This is a genomic window from Chitinophagaceae bacterium (assembly GCA_016699815.1).
Classification (GTDB): Bacteria; Bacteroidota; Bacteroidia; order Chitinophagales; family Chitinophagaceae; genus Ferruginibacter.
This window is the reverse complement of sequence record CP065012.1, coordinates 2,631,573-2,647,842: the sequence shown is the minus strand read 5'-3', so window position 1 is coordinate 2,647,842 and position 16,270 is coordinate 2,631,573. Positions and strand designations below refer to the sequence as shown.

Annotated in this window: 14 protein-coding genes; 7 read left to right on the top strand and 7 right to left on the bottom strand. The window is 37.2% G+C overall.

Annotated elements, in window-relative coordinates; genetic code table 11:
• Positions 1-290 precede the first annotated feature (290 nt).
• The 7 genes from IPO46_11785 to IPO46_11755 all read left to right on the top strand — a co-directional run bounded on the left by IPO46_11785 (position 291) and on the right by IPO46_11755 (position 7,764).
• Complete coding sequence (locus tag IPO46_11785) at positions 291-1,472, top strand: glycosyltransferase family 2 protein (GenBank protein ID QQS62753.1); 1,182 nt, start codon at positions 291-293, stop codon at positions 1,470-1,472.
• Between the two features lie 291 nt (positions 1,473-1,763).
• Positions 1,764-2,189, top strand: coding sequence for a response regulator (locus IPO46_11780; protein QQS62752.1), 426 nt, complete (start codon positions 1,764-1,766; stop codon positions 2,187-2,189).
• A 123-nt stretch (positions 2,190-2,312) separates the two neighbouring features.
• A complete protein-coding gene (locus tag IPO46_11775; GenBank protein QQS64400.1) occupies positions 2,313-3,362 on the top strand; it encodes a sugar transferase in 1,050 nt (349 codons plus the stop codon).
• A gap of 11 nt (positions 3,363-3,373) precedes the next feature.
• Positions 3,374-4,285, top strand: coding sequence for a glycosyltransferase family 2 protein (locus IPO46_11770; protein ID QQS62751.1), 912 nt, complete (start codon positions 3,374-3,376; stop codon positions 4,283-4,285).
• Positions 4,282-5,421, top strand: a complete 1,140-nt coding sequence (locus IPO46_11765; protein ID QQS62750.1) for a glycosyltransferase family 4 protein — start codon at positions 4,282-4,284, stop codon at positions 5,419-5,421. The genes IPO46_11770 and IPO46_11765 overlap by 4 nt, the downstream gene beginning before the upstream one ends.
• Entirely contained in the window at positions 5,422-6,612 is a 1,191-nt protein-coding gene (locus tag IPO46_11760; GenBank protein QQS62749.1) for a glycosyltransferase, read from the top strand.
• Positions 6,613-6,618: 6 nt separating this feature from the next.
• Positions 6,619-7,764 (top strand): acyltransferase, encoded by a 1,146-nt coding sequence (locus IPO46_11755; GenBank protein QQS62748.1) that lies wholly within the window; start codon positions 6,619-6,621, stop codon positions 7,762-7,764.
• Between the two features lie 7 nt (positions 7,765-7,771).
• On the opposite strand, the gene IPO46_11750 is transcribed toward IPO46_11755, so the two are convergent.
• From IPO46_11750 to IPO46_11720, 7 genes are all read right to left on the bottom strand, one after another.
• Positions 7,772-8,857 (bottom strand): class I SAM-dependent methyltransferase, encoded by a 1,086-nt coding sequence (locus tag IPO46_11750; GenBank protein ID QQS62747.1) that lies wholly within the window; start codon positions 8,855-8,857, stop codon positions 7,772-7,774.
• A 137-nt stretch (positions 8,858-8,994) separates the two neighbouring features.
• Positions 8,995-10,329 carry a T9SS type A sorting domain-containing protein gene (locus IPO46_11745; protein ID QQS62746.1) on the bottom strand — a complete coding sequence of 445 codons (1,335 nt, stop codon included), beginning with the start codon at positions 10,327-10,329 and terminating at the stop codon, positions 8,995-8,997.
• 245 nt (positions 10,330-10,574) lie between these two features.
• Entirely contained in the window at positions 10,575-12,305 is a 1,731-nt protein-coding gene (locus tag IPO46_11740) for a von Willebrand factor type A domain-containing protein (GenBank protein QQS62745.1), read from the bottom strand.
• Between the two features lie 80 nt (positions 12,306-12,385).
• Positions 12,386-12,925, bottom strand: a complete 540-nt coding sequence (gene hpt, locus IPO46_11735) for a hypoxanthine phosphoribosyltransferase (GenBank protein QQS62744.1) — start codon at positions 12,923-12,925, stop codon at positions 12,386-12,388.
• Positions 12,926-13,951, bottom strand: a complete 1,026-nt coding sequence (locus IPO46_11730; protein QQS62743.1) for a glucosaminidase domain-containing protein — start codon at positions 13,949-13,951, stop codon at positions 12,926-12,928.
• A 64-nt stretch (positions 13,952-14,015) separates the two neighbouring features.
• The gene (locus IPO46_11725) at positions 14,016-14,654 is read right to left on the bottom strand and encodes an O-methyltransferase (GenBank protein ID QQS62742.1); all 639 of its coding nucleotides are present in this window, start codon (positions 14,652-14,654) and stop codon (positions 14,016-14,018) included.
• Positions 14,655-14,658: 4 nt separating this feature from the next.
• A complete protein-coding gene (locus IPO46_11720) occupies positions 14,659-16,140 on the bottom strand; it encodes a sodium:solute symporter (protein QQS62741.1) in 1,482 nt (493 codons plus the stop codon).
• Between the last annotated feature and the right edge of the window lie 130 nt (positions 16,141-16,270).

Here is a 16,270-nt window from a genome sequence, read left to right as displayed (position 1 = left end):
AATTGATTGGTTTGCTTTACAGGAATTGGGTTTAAGGGATGTGGAATTACATAAAATACAATACCAGAAAAAGTATTGAGGATTTAAAAACGGGATCGCCTAAACTAAAATGGCAAAAAATAAGCTTTAAAGAGGAATTGAATAATACCGAGGTAAATAGTACACGCAAATTTTGTTTATTTTTTCCATTTGTGCAAATTTTTTTAAAAAAAAATACGCATTGTGCCGATATTGCGTTAATAATCTGCTTTTTGTTAAAAATTTATTGAATATATACCTGATTAATAAGTATGACGATTAAGATAATTTTCTGGCTTAGTTTGCTGGTAATTTTTTACAGCTATATAGGTTACGGTATCCTTTTGTGGATGATCCTTAAGGTAAAAAAAGTTTTTAAAAAGCAATCTAAAGAAAATATTACTGAGGAGTTTGAACCCCATGTAACACTTATTGTAGCTTCATATAATGAAGCGGAGATTTTGAAGGATAAAATAAAAAATTGTTTTGAACTTGATTATCCATCGGAAAAATGCCAATTTTATTTTATTGCCGATGGATCCAATGATAGCAGTACAGATATTATTGCAGCAAACACTGGGATAAAACTTTTTTACCAACCCGAAAGAGCCGGTAAAGTTGCCGCAATCAACAGGGTGATGCCCTTTGTTACTACAGCTTTTGTAATTTTCAGCGATGCCAATACGCTCTTAAATAAACAATGCATCAGGCAAATAGTAAAGCATTATACTGATGCAAAAACCGGCGCAGTTGCGGGCGAAAAAAAAGTGCTTGATATAAACAATTACGGTGATGCCGCCGGTGCAGGCGAAGGATTATACTGGAAATACGAGTCTTTTCTAAAAAAGTTAGATGCGGATTTTTACAGCGTGGTAGGTGCAGCGGGTGAATTGTTTTCTATAAGAACCGAACTATTTGAACCCACACCTACCCATGTTTTACTGGATGACTTTATTATATCCCTTACCATTTGCCAAAAAGGATACAGGGTGGCTTACGAGCCCAATGCATTTGCTTCAGAAGCGCCCTCTTTTTCAATGCAGGAGGAACAAAAAAGAAAAATCAGGATAAGTGCAGGCGGTTTCCAGTCGGTGGTTATGCTTAAATCTTTATTAAATATATTTAAGTACGGTAAGCTAAGCTTCCAGTACATTTCGCACAGGGTTTTAAGATGGGTAGTTTGCCCCTTTTTATTGCCTGTTGTATTTTTGAGTAATTTTTGGCTTGTAGCTACATACAAAGCACCTATATACGGCGTGCTGCTTTGTCTTCAAATAATTTTTTACCTGGCTGCATTGCTCAGTTGGCTTTTTTCACTTAAAAATATTAAGGTTAAAATGCTTTATGTACCCTATTATTTTGTGTTTATGAATATTTGCCTTTACATTGGATTATGGCGGTTCCTAGGCAAAAAGCAAACGGTTTTGTGGGAAAAAGCCAAAAGAAAAACCTAGTCTTTTTTATATTTTTTTAAAAAAAGTTTTGAAATACAGATTTTTTATATAGTTTTACGGCTCAAAGAGATTTTTATAATCTCTATCCTAAGTCGCAATACCTACAATTACCCTTTCCGTTAACTCCAAAGAGCACCTGTAATTTCCTAATATCTATGTATCTATCGCCGGTAGAGGAATATAATATTTTTCTACAGCAAGGTACCGAAGCGCCGCTACGTCTCCAATTTATCCCCTTGAGAAATGATTATTTGCACATAATGTGTTTTCAAAAACAAAAAATCATTACAAGTGGTAAAAAAAGAAATTTTAACAATCGAAAACAATGGCCCGGTAGGCTATTTGGTCTCAACTGTATTAAAAAAACATTATGCAGTTACCAGAACTTTTTCCTGCTCCGAAGCCATGAAAAAACTTCAGTCTCAAGATGAGACTGACCTGATTATACTTGACATCCCTAACGATACGTCGGATAATTATAAGCTGCTGCAGCATATTTCCACCAGTTCTGTTTTGAGTAATATACGCACAGTGGTAATATCAAATTCCGATGATCCGTCATTAAAGCATAAAACTGCCGAACTTGGCGTATCGCTTTTTCTTACAAAACCTTTTGATCCTGTTTATCTTTCCGATAAAGTTCGTGAATTGGTAAATGTATATGCTAAAACAAGTAATCGTAAGAGAAGGATACCATTTAATCTCAACATATTCTAAGAGGAACCAGCTAATTTAATTAACGTCAAACAATGCCGCTAACCTCTGGCTGTTTGGTATTTATTTACTAAATTGCTTAATATGCAAGCCACCGCTAAATCCCATGGTTTAGAGGGTAATGAAATGGATATTGCCCCTGTCACACATCAATTTTTATTTGTAGGCAGCACCGACACCTCAACTACTTGTGAATTACTCAATCATTTTTCTCAAAGTAAAAAGGTAAACGATTTTACAGAAGCCGTTAAATTGCTTTCTGAAGAAACCGGTTTTATTCCGGCACTTATTATTATTGATGGCCCATTAGATTATAAAGAACTTATTTCATTTAAAATATGGCAGGCAAACTGGAAAAAAAACAGTTATATACCCACAGTTTATAATGAACTTGCTTTAAATTCAGAAGAACTAAATAAACTCTACAAACAACAACTGGTTGATGATATTATTAACCTGAAAAAAAATTACGGCATCCTGCCCGATAAAGCCAGGTTTATTAGCGGCATGGCATTAAAAAAAGATAATGCCAAAAGAGTAGAACCCCATCAGCATAAAACGCATCCCCTTATGCGGCTGTTTGATATCGTGGTTTCTGCAACGGCAATAACTTTACTGTCGCCACTTTTTTTAATGATTGGGGCATGTGTAAAGCTGGGCTCAAAAGGGCCGGCAATTTACAGCTCCCCCCGTGCAGGGCAGGGTTTCAGGATTTTTAAATTTTACAAGTTTCGTACTATGGTAGCAGATGCCGATAAAAAAGTTGCTGAATTATCTGCACAAAACCAATACTCATCCGAAGTAAAAGGCCCTAATTTTTTTAAAGTAAAAGACGACCCACGCATTACAAAATGCGGAAAATTTCTTCGTAACAGCAGCTTAGATGAGTTACCTCAATTATTTAATGTACTCCTTGGCGATATGAGCATAGTAGGCAACAGGCCTTTGCCGCTTTATGAAGCCGTAAGCCTCACTACCGATGAATGGGCCGAAAGGTTTATGGCACCAGCTGGCATTACAGGGCTATGGCAGGTTTCTAAAAGGGGCAGCGAAGAAATGAGTACGGCCGAAAGGGTTTCCCTCGATATTGATTATGCCCGCACCCGAAGCCTGGGAGGTGATTTTAAAATAATGCTTAAAACACCTACAGCGCTTTTACAAAAAACGAATGTGTAGATTTGCAGGTAATGAACGCTTACCAAAACCCAATGGTTTCCATTATTACTTTAAACTATAATGGCACAGATACTACCCGCAGGTTCCTGGAATCTACAAAAGTGTTATCCTATAAAAATTATGAGATACTGGTTTGCGACATGAACTCAACGGTAGACCCTACACAACAAATAACTGAAGGAAATTTCCCAAAAACAAAGCTATTGAAAAGCAACACCAACCTTGGCTTTGCAGGGGGAAACAACTGGGGCATGCAGCAGGCAAATGGCGATTACTATTTTATTGTAAATAATGATACTGAAGTAACGGCAGATTTAATAGAAAAATTATTAAAACCATTTGAAACCGATAAACAAATTGCTGTAGTTTGCCCTAAAATAAAATACTACGACAACCCGGATTATATTCAATTTGCCGGCTTTGCTAAAATGAACATGTATACCGGCCGCACCCACAGCATTGGCGATAAAGAGAAAGATGATGGCAGGTATGATAACCCAGGCTATACCTTTGGCGCACATGGCTGTGCCATGATGGTAAAAAAAGAAGCGGCCAATTTAACCGGTATGTTTCCCGAAAAGTTTTTTCTCTATTATGAAGAATGGGATTGGAGCATGAGGATACACAAAGCCGGCTATAAAATTTATTATGAACCTGCGGCAGTTATTTACCATAAAGAATCCATGTCGGTTGGTAAAGAAAGTTTACTAAAGGAATATTATATTTCCCGCAACCGCATTTTATTTATGAGAAGAAATTGCAACCCTTTTCAATTGTTGGTATTTACGCTATTTTATTGCTGTATTAGTTTTCCCAAAACTTTTTTGCTGTATTTATTTACCGGAAAGCTTAAACACCTCAAAACTTATTTAAAGGCCCTGTGGTGGAATGTTACACACACAAAATATTCTGCTGTATCATGAAAAAAATAATTGCTATTGAAGCCCAAAGATTGTTTCGCCCCAAAAAACACGGGATGGAAATAGTAGCATTGGAAATATTAAAGCACTTGAAAAATGCTGCCGGAAACGATTTTATTTACCAGGTTGTAGTAAAAGAAGATGTGGATGAATGCATAACCAGCAGCAGCAACTTTACGGTAGCCCAATTGCCTGCAAAGGCCTACCCTATTTGGGAACAAATACTGTTACCATCATTTATAAAAAAATTAAACGCAGCATTATTACATTGCTGCTCCAATACTGCGCCTTTGTTTTGCAAAACGCCCATGGTGGTTACCATACATGATGTAATTTATATGCAAGCCGGTGGGTTTAAGGGCTCTGCCTATCAAAATTTTGGCAACCTGTACAGGCGGTGGATAGTACCCAAAGCGGCAAAAAAAGCAAAAGCCATTATTGCCGTTTCGGAATTTGCAAAAAAAGAAATAGTTGCTGCACTAAATGTACAGGCAAATAAAGTGCATGTAGTTTACAACGGGCTCAACGCTATTTACAGGCCATGTACCGATATACAAAAATCGGTTGCCTTTAGAACGGAATATAAACTCCCAGAAAAATATTTGCTGCACTTTGGCAATACCGCTACCCGAAAAAATACCAGCGGCGTATTAAAAGCCTACATTCAATATTGTTTTAAAGAAGAAAATGCGCTGCCATTGGTAATTTCAGGGTGCAGCAAAGGAACTATTACAGCTATTGCCCAAAGAGAAAATTTGCTGCTACCAGAAAACAATATCCTTTATACAGGATATATTGAAGCTGCTGCACTGCCATTATTGTACAGCAATGCATATTTATTTTTATACCCATCCTTTGCCGAAGGCTTTGGGTTGCCACTTGTAGAAAGTATGGCTTGCGGCACACCGGTTATTACCGCACACAACAGTTCATTACCCGAAGTTGCAGGAGATGCGGCATTATTTGTAGATGCTGCAAACCCCAATGAAATTTTTTTGGCAATTACCCGTTTACTTACTGATGCAAATTTATACAACCAGCTAAAAGAAAAAGGCCTTAAAAATGCACAAAGGTTCAATTGGGAAAAAACGGCAAATCAAACTAAAGAAATTTATAAAATGGTTTTAAATAATTTATAAATGGCATTGCAGGTATTTACTATTTTTTGGATCGTTTTCCAGGTGGCTATTGCACTCATCCTGTTGTTTCCGGTTATATCCTATACCTGGTGGTTACTTTTATCTAAAACGCAAAAAATTAAAAGCCAACCCATTCTTGCGCCCGATTATGGCATTATTGTTACAGCTTATAAATATGCAGGCAACCTGCCTAATGTAATCACCTCTTTATTGAACCAGGATTATCCGCATTATATGATTTATGTAGTTGCCGATAACTGTGGCGATGACGTAATTTTTCCCGAACATGATAAACTGGTAATCCTAAAACCGAAGCCTGCATTGGGCAATCAGCTAAAATCCCATTTTCTCGCCATTAACAATTTTAAAAGGCCTCATAATATTGTAACCATTATTGACAGTGATAATTTAACGCACCCGGCTTATCTGTCCGGGCTCAATAAATGGTTCAACAGGGGCTTTAAAGCAGTACAGGGCGTAAGAGCAGCTAAAAACACCAATACAGAATATGCATCGCTTGATGCCGTTAATGAAATGTATTATCTTTTTTATGACCGGAAAATATTATTTGGGATAGGCTCTTCCTGCATGCTTTCGGGTTCCGGTATGGCTTTTACCACTGCGCTCTACAAAGAATGCCTGCAAAGCTCCAACTCTTCCGGCGCAGGGTTTGATAAAATACTTCAAAAAGAAATACTCCTACGCAATCACCGGATTGCATTTGCCGAAAACGCCATAGTGTATGACGAAAAAACTGCGTCGGCAGACCAATTGGTAAAGCAAAGGGCAAGATGGATTAATACATGGTTCCGATATTCAAAGTTCGGCTTTCAACTCATGTTAAAGGGAATTATTAACTTCAACCTTAATCAATGGTTGTTTGGATTTGTGCTGGTGAGGCCGCCATTATTTATGTTGCTTATTCTTTGCCTTGCTATAACGGTGATTAACTTTTTCATCAACCCCTATTTTGCATTGGCCTGGGTATTTGCTTTATTGCTTTTTACCCTTGGCTTTTTTATAGCTTTATATAATTCCGGTGCAGGCAAAAATTTATATAAGGCATTGTGGCATATACCTAAATTTATTTTTTTACAAATTGTTTCTTTATTTAAGGCTAAAAAAGCCAATGAAATATCTGTTTCCACCCAACATCAGATACATGAGGAAATAGATACCCTTATAAAATAATTTTGCATGAAGGTATATTTTAAAAATTTGGATGGCATCCGTTTTATTGCCGCTTTGCTGGTAATATTGCAGCATACATCCGAGTATAAAGCAGATACCCATGCAGCGTTACCCAATAGCATGCTCCACCAGTTTAAGGAGTTTGGCGGCTATGGTGTAACGCTATTTTTTGTTTTAAGCGGCTTCCTTATTTTTTACCTGCTTTTTGCAGAACATGAGTTTAAAAAAACCATTAGTGTAAAAAGCTTTTATATACGTCGAGTGCTACGCATATGGCCTTTGTATTTTGGCTTTGGGTTGATACAAATTTTTGGTATAGACTGGGCCATGAAACACATGGGCAACCCTGTTGATACGCCGGTTTTAGAAAACTTGTTTTACTTATTTACCTTTAGCATAAACCTGCAACTATTATTTGCAACACTCAACCGGGGAATTATTGAACTGTACTGGTCGGTATGTATTGAAGAGCAATTTTACCTGCTGGCGCCATGGCTGGTAAAAAAATGGTATAAAAGTATTTTATACATTATTTTAGGGATGATAGCCATTGCTTTTGTTTTTAAATTTTACATGAGGTATTTAGATGTTTCCCAGGGAGTAGATTTTAATAACAACAACCCTTTATACCTGTTTACGTTATGCCGTATAGATAATTTTGGTATGGGTATATTGGCTGCTTATATTTATTTTAATAAAAATATTTATGCCAAAGTAGAGAAATATGTTACCAATAAATGGATACAGGTTTGCGTGGCGCTGTTTACCCTTTTATATATGATTAAGGTAATTCCTATGCCGCAATTTGAACAGGATTATTTTTTTGCTACTACACCATCTATTTTATATGCCTACCTGATACTTGCAGCCAGTACAGGAAACTTCTTTGTAAACCTTGAAAAGCCCATATTAAAATCTTTGGGAAAATACTCTTATGGCATTTATGTTTATCATGCCGTATTATCGCAACTGGTGCTTATGGCTTTTATGAAAATGATACCCGGAAAAAATATTTTTACCTACGATATATTATACCCAATTACCAGCGTAATAGTAACGGCTATTGTTGCCGGCCTATCCTACGAGTTATATGAAAAGCATTTTATGAAATTAAAGCAAAAGTTTACCATCATTAAAAACAGGGATGTTTAGATTTTGTTTATTTTTCAAAAACAAACATGGGGTACTCACCTTTTAAGCCATATTTTTCAGGATTTTTTTCTTCTGCACGGTAAATTTTATCCAATATTTGTTTGCCAAAAAGCGCAGAATGCGTATATACTTTCATAAATGGCACGCTGATAGACCTCCAGCAGGCCAGCTTAAATGGCATGGGCAAATTTTGTTTAAAATATTCGTAAGGATGGGCATAAAAATAAAGCATCTTTGATGCTTTTTGTTTACCCGATGCTTTGGCAAATAAATTGCGTAAACGGTGGCGTATAAATTCTACCCCCCGAAAGGGCAATAATGAAATATTCATCCAGGGAGAATGCTTGTACCAATCATAAACCACTACACCTTTGCCGCCTTTTTGCAAAACACGATATAGTTCGGTTATGGCTTTCACCTGCTCATCTTTGGGAATATGGTAAATGGTATTGAGTGAAACAAAACCTTCAATCTGGTTGTCTTTTACGGGCAGGTTTGTCATATCACACAAAAGGCAAATAGCTTTATCGCCCAATTTTCTTTTACATTCACTTAAACCCTGAAAGGACATATCTACACAAATTCGGTATTGGTAACCTTCGGAGTATTGCAGGTAGTCGTTGTATTGCAGTGCACCCGATGCTGCATCCATCATGTATTTACCGGAGGCATTCAGGTAACGTTTCACCCTGTTATGGCATTGGGTAATATAATCCTGGGCAAATGGCCTTAAATCTTCAAAAATATCAGCATCTTCATAATCCCCTTTATCAGTGGTATGCCATCCCCTGCTATCATAAAAATCTTTTACCAATTTTTTATCATCGCTGAGTGTATCACCTTTAATTTTTTCTTTGGAATCCACTACTGCAAGGTCGGGTAGCAATAAAATAATTCCCTCAATAATTGGATAAATATATTGCCTGGTGCTTGTAATAAGGCCTTCGGAAATTTCGGTTGTCATCAATTTGCCATCCGATTGCCAAAGGTTATTTTCTTTAATCCTTATATTCAGGTTATTAATTTCGTCTGTTTCCAGTTTTCTAAGGTCGGCTCCGCTAATAGGGCATTTTAATATTGTGATCCATTCCATTATTCAAAAAATTTTAATAAAAATACCAATAAACTTTAACTAAACGGAAATTGTTTATTTATAGTATCCGTATATACATTACATTAAAAAAGCGGCAAAATAATTTGCCGCTTTTCAACTCGAAACTTTAGATATGCTTAGTTATTAAAGAAAGGTACTGTTTGGCGTGTGCCATCTGCCTGAATAAGGGTAACATAATACATGCCTTTGGATAAACCTGCCGGCCTGCTTATAGTATTTAAACCTGCAACAAGGTTTGCCCTGAATTGTTGTAACACTCTTCCCGTAGCATCAGAAATAGTCATTGAAACTGCAGCTTGCTTAAGGCTGTTGATCCGGATATCTATCATTCTTCCGTTGCGTATAATTCCGCCTATAACAATTGGTGATCCTTTGATGCCTTTCATTTGCACGGTAAGCACTTTACTGTATTCAAAACTTCCGTCAATATCTACCATTTTCAAACGGTAATAATTAATTCCGGCACTTGGGTTATAATCAATTGCCTGGTAATTTCTGATAGAAGAACCCTGCCCTACTGCAGGAATATTATTAGTTAAATTACTGTAATTGGTACCATCTATACTTCTTTCAACAACAAAATAATCGCTTTTCACTTCTTCGGTTGTTTGCCATTTAATTAATGCAGTTTTACCATTTTGCATTGCTATAAAATCCAATAATATTACGGGCAGTGCAGTTTCATCTGGCCTGGTTTGTTTCATCATCCAGGTGTAAATATTTTCACCACCTTCGGTCCAGCTTGGGTTGTACCATGTGTTCCAGCAGCAATGGCCACCAACATACTGGGTATAATGTGCAGCCGCAGCTTTACCGCTATTTAAAGTATCCCTTATTATATCCATAAGCCTGTAATCCTGTGTACCTTCAAATCCCCACCATTTTCCACCGTTTTCGGCATAGGTTTTCATTTTAGGAATAGTATTATCCGGAGGAACAGCACTCATCACTACCATTGATGCCAGCCTGTTGGTATAAGTAAGGCTGTAGCCATCAATATAATTTTGCCATGCCCATCCGCCCATTGAAAGGCCGGTGCCATTGATTTTTTTAGGATCTACTCTCCAACGCAATAAAATAGAGTCAATCCTGTCGTTAATTGAAGCAGGGCTTGGCCATGTATTTACCGGTTGCATAGAAATTACAATTGGCTTTACTGTTTTCCCATCTACAGTAAACTGCATGGTATTACCTTCTGCAATAAATTTTGAGGGGCCATAGGTTAATAGTTTTGAAGGGTTTGTTCCACATTCCCCTAAGCCAGGTACAAAAATAATGAGTGGATAAGTTTGGTTTGTACCGTCGTTATAATCATCGGGTAAATGTACATAAGCATTCCAATCTCCTATTTTAGTTAGAAATTGCTGTGCATTTGCCGATTGAAAAAAACTAAATGAGAGTACAAAAGCTACAAAAAGGCAGCGTTTGCCTAATGCGTAAATAAGGATCATAACTTGGGTTTTTCGGTGGTTAGCTATTTTAAAAAGGGATTTTTCCTGAATACAAAATGTCCCTATTCGAAATTTATAACTAAAGAGGGGAAAAAATATTGTGCAGCGTGGAAAACAAATGACCCAAATAGTGAAAATAGGTGATAATCAATGCAAAACAAGCAAAAAACACAACGTAACAACACTACAAACTGTATGAAAATGCAGGTAGAAATACTACTAAAAAATACACAATAAAATAAAAATTAATTCTTCTTTTTCCTTTTGCCAGGCCTTTTTTTTGGACCGTTGTAGAGCTCATCGGCTTTGCTGATAAGGGACAAGTATTCATTTTGCAAAAAATTGGAAGTATTTGCAGACTGAAGGGCAATATCGTAAATCATTTGCCAGGTTGTAGTGCCCAGGTATTTTGAATTTCTTAATTGCATTCCAAACATCGCAATTGAAGTGGCCAACTTTAATTCGTTGTGCAAACGGTTAAATGGTTCAAAATTATTTATTACCGGAAAGTTTAAATATTCCACATTAGGATTATTGCAAAGGCTGTAGCGCAATTTTATTAAAGCAATATTTTGGCTATCTGAAGCCTGTGGCAGAGAAGTAATAATTTCAAAAATTGCCAGCGTACTGCTTCCACTGCCAATTTCCCCACCTTCTATATAGCTCGAAGGGTCGGTAACTGCATCTCTCCGGTTATCGAATCCAATGAGACGGTATTGCTTTACCAGCAGCGGGTTAAATTCTAAATTCATCACCACATCATCGGCAACTGCATAAAAAGTTTGGGTTAATTCTTGCACCAGCACTTTTTCGGCTTCCATAATATCATCCAGGTAAGCATAATTTCCATTGCCTTTTTTGGCTAGGGTTTGCAGTTTTGAATCTTTAAAATTTCCCATACCTACTCCCAGGCAGGTTAAATAAACGCCAGATTGTTTTTGTACGGTTATGAGTTCTTCTAAGGCTTCTTCTGATTTTTCGCCCACATTAAAATCCCCGTCTGTAGCAAGTATTACACGGTTTACCCCATTACTTATGTAAGTTTTCCTTGCCAGGTTGTAAGCAGCCCTAATTGCCGATTCTCCTGGTGTATCGCCTGCTGCGGTAAGTTGTTCAATAGATTTAGCAATGGAGTCTTTATATATTCCGGATGTGGGTTCTAACCACAGGCCTACCGATCCGCCATACACTACAATGGATACCTGGTCAATTGGCCTCAGGTTTTTTACAAAAAGTTGAAAAGCTGCTTTTAATAACGGGAGCCTGTTGGGCATATCCATACTACCGGAAACATCGATGAGAAATACAAGGTTTGCCGGAGGAACTTTAGACATATCCAGTTTGCGTGCGCTCACATTTAAAAACAATAACTGGCCATTTGCATTCCAGGGACATGAGCTGATTTGTGTTTCAATATTAAACAAATTGTTGTTAACAGGCTTATGGTAATAAAGGTTAAAATAATTCACCATTTCTTCAATCCGCACTGCATCGGTGGGCACAATGCTTTGCATATTTATAAACCGGCGCACATTACTGTACGATGCCTTGTTTACATTTAATGAAAAACTGTTTTTTGGAAATTGCCTGGCAGGCACAAACTCGTTTTCTACCAGCTTAAAATAGGTTTCGTTGTCAAATGTACTCGTAAACCTTCCATCGCTATTTTCATTACCGGAAAGAGAAATTAGCCTGGGCTTTGATTTATTGCTGTTTACCGTGCTGGCTTTTAGTACAATAGTTTGCCATTGATTATGCGAAAGCACTTTGCTAGCTGTTTCATACCCGTCTATAGTAAATGTAAGTGTATCGGAACCTAATAAGCTTTTAATGCCAAAACTCCCCCATGGGCCTGTTTGGTAGATGGAACGGGAACTATGCTGAAAAATTTTTACGTTTTGAAGTGCATTGCCTTTATCATCTTTTACTTCGCCACGTAAATAATATTGCCCTTTTGCTAAGATTGCAAAAAACATAAAGAGGCAATATACAATGAGGCTTTTCACCTATGTAAAATATTGAAATTTTGTTTCGCAGGGTAGATGAAAAAAATATGTTACTCTTCTGTAAGCTGATAAATTGCGCCAAGGTTCCTTGCCAGTCCATCATAATCCAGGCCAAAGCCAATTAAAAACTTATTGGGTACATTAAACCCCAAGTAGTCTATTTCAAGTTGGTATTTCAATGCCTCCGGCTTATGCAGCAGCGCAGCAATTTTTAATGAAGCTGGCTGCTGGTCCCTTAATTGCGGTAAAAATTCAAACAATGTTTTTCCGGTATCCACAATATCTTCAAGTATGATAACATGCCTTCCTTTTAAAGGTTCATCGAGGCCAATAGAGGTAATTACATTGCCTGAACTTTTGGTGCCTTTGTAGGAGGCAAGTTTTATAAAAGAAATTTCCGCCTCAATGCCCAAATATTTAAACAAATCACTGGCAAACATAAAGGAGCCGTTAAGAATGGCAATAAACAATGGCCGTTTACCTTCATAGTCTGCATTTATTTTTTGGGCAATAGCTTTTACCTGCCCTGCAATTTCTGCTTCATTTAAAAAGGGTATAAAATTTTTATCGTGTACTTTTATTACAGGCATTTATCTTGATTTTGTCAGTTCTGTATTTGCAGTGGGTTTAAGGAATATTTTTTGGCCTTTTTTAACCCTGGCTGAACCCGAAATATTATTATACTGCACCAGGTATTGCAATTGTATACCGAAGTTTTGCGCTACCTGGTAGAGGGTTTCATCCTGCAAAGAAAAGTAAACATACTTGTTGCCTTGTTTCATTTTTTTATCGAGATAAATTACCTGGTATTCATTCAGCAGCCCATCTGTATCCCTATCGTTAAATTCTAGCAATTTCGCCAGTGGAATATCATTTGCCGTTGCAATAGCTAACAAAGAAGTACCTTTTTGTGCAAATAAAGCTTTAATGCCATTTACTTTTGATTTTGCTGCCATTAATTTGGGATTTTTAACAACAACCGGGGTTGGTTTTACAATTTTTTCTACCACTTCGGCAACTTTGGCAAGCGGTGATTTTTTTTCTGGTTTTACTACGGGCTTTACCTCCGGTAATTTTTCAGGTGCCGTAATTGCAATGTCGCCTGGTATCATTTCTACCTGGTCGTACTGTTGTAAGTTATTTGTTTCAATATATTTAATGAGCATTTTAGGATAGTTGGGATTGGTTGCATAGCCGGCTTTTTTTAAACCGTATGCCCAGCCCTTATAATCATTAGATGCTAAATCAAAAAGAAACGAATACCTGTCGCTACCCTTTAAAAAATTACTATGGTCGCTATAACTTTCTTCTGCTGTTGCATATTTTCTAAAGCACTCATTGGGGGCATCATCGGTGTGGCTTACGCTTGGGCCCGTCCAGGTACTTTTACATTTAATGCCAAAATGATTGTTTGACCTACGTACTAAATCACTGGTTCCTGCTTCTGTTTCCAGCAAACCCTGTGCAAGGGTAATGGAAGCGGGTATGCCGCTACGTTTCATTTCTTTTACGGCAAGGTCTTTGTAGGTATCAATATAAGCCAGTTGCTGCGCTGTTTGGGCATTACCGTAGTAGCCCAATAAACATACTAAAACGCCAATTCCAAGTTGTTTCATTTAAAAGATATTTTATTTTACAAAGCTATATGCAGCGTAAGGTATTATCATGCTGCTATACCATTTATTTTTTTCTTATGAGCATTAAACCATCCCTAAGTGTAAGTATTACCTGCTGAACCCGGCTATCATTTGCAACATATTTGTTAAATGCGGCAATTGCTTTTGCATTTTTTCCTGTTAACTTCTCCTCAAGCACTTCGCCATGAAACAACACATTATCTGCCAGTATAAAGCCGCCGGGTTTTAACCTTTGCAAAGTTAACTCGTAATATTGAATATAGCTAACTTTATCAGCATCAATAAAAACCAAATCCCATTCTTCGTGTAATGCAGGAATTATGTGCAAAGCATTTCCCCGGTGTAATTTTATTTGCTGCTGCATTTTTGCCTCTTTAAAATATTGTTCGCAAATGCCTGCATCCTTATCCCGTATTTCAATGGTATGTAAAATGCCTCCCGGTTGCAAACCTTTAACCAGGCATAAAGCGCTAAAGCCTGTAAATGTGCCTATTTCCAATATATTCACAGGCTTTATCATCCTGCTTATCATTTCCAGCACTATTCCTTGTACATGACCGCTAAGCATAATTGAATGTTCATGATGAGCCAGGGTTTCCTGCTCTACTTTATGCCTCATTGCATCCAATGGCGAAGTAAATTTTGCTGCGTAATTTTCTGCTAAAGGATGAACCAAATCCATGATACTAATTTGCTTTTTTTGAAATTATTAACAACCCGGCAAATGTGATGAGGCCATTAATAAGCAACAACTCCAGGCCAATTTGAAAATTACCAAAAATATATTTTTGATACACATCAAGCAGGTAACATAGTACAGGCGCAGCAATACAAATTATAGGCACCCATTTATCGGCAATTTTTCTTTTTGTAAAAATGCCAAAACTAAACAAGCCCAGCAGTGGCCCGTAAGTATAAGCAGCAACTTTTAAAATTACGCCAATCATGCTGGGGTTATTAACCCAATGAAATACCATTACAAAAAAAAGAAAAACAAGCGCTACAATTAAGTGTACTCTTTGCCTTGTTTTCTTCTTTTCAGCCTCTGGCCAGTTATCCTTACGCTTCATGCCCAATATATCTATACAAAACGATGAAGTAAGCGCAGTAATAGCACCATCGGCGCTTGGGAATAATGCAGAAATTAAGGCAATGATAAAAATAATAGCCACCACATGCGGCATGTGGTTTAAAGCCAGGTAGGGAAATAATTTATCGCCATTTACATCCAGGCCATTGAGTACATATTTCCCATTTTCCATTACAGCGCCAAGGCTTTCGGAATACAAATACAATAAACCGCCCAGGAAAAGGAACAACATTATTACCGCCATCATAATTAATGATAGCGTTACCATGTTTTTTTGAGAATCTTTTAAGGTACGTACAGAAATATTTTTTTGCATCATTTCCTGGTCCATTCCGGTCATGGTAATGGTAATAAAAGCACCTGCAACAATTTGTTTCAGGAAAAATAATTTACTGTCGGGGTTGGTATAAAATATTTTACCCAGCCCTTTTTCGTTCATTTGATGCATGGCGCTGCCAATATCCAGGTTCATAGTACTTAAAATATAGCCAACACAAACCACCAAACCAGTGAGCATAAATGTGGTTTGTAAGGTATCGGTAAATACAATGGTTTTAACGCCACCTTCGTAGGTGTACAGTAAAATCATAATTAAAATGATGATAGTAGTTACCCAAAAAGGGATTCCAAAACCAGAAAGTATGGTATCCTGCAAAATTTTTACCACCAGGTAAAGGCGTGCTGTTGCTCCCAGCGTTCGGGAAACCAAAAAGAAAGAAGCGCCTGTTTTATATGAACGTATGCCAAGCCTGTCGTTTAAATAACTATAAATTGAGGTAAGGTTTAAACGATAATATAATGGCAACAAAACAAAGGCTACAATAATATACCCAATAAGATAGCCAATGGTAATTTGAAAATAAGCAAAAGCTTCCTTACCTACTGCGCCGGGCACGCTTACAAAAGTTACACCGGACAAAGAGGTGCCAATCATGCCAAAGGCAACCAGCATCCAGTTGGAATTTCTGTTGCCTATAAAAAAAGATTCGTTGTTGGAATTTCGGCTTGTGTACCAGGCCACAGCAATTAAGAGTAAAAAATAACCCGCTACAAAAAGCAATAGTACTAATGGAGACATCTGAAATATTTAAAATAAAACTGAAAATAACCAATTTCCCTGTTTATATAATTCATAATGTTATAAACAGCATGTCAATAAACTTGTATAATGCATCAAAGGCAACTCAAATTGTAACAATATGCCACTA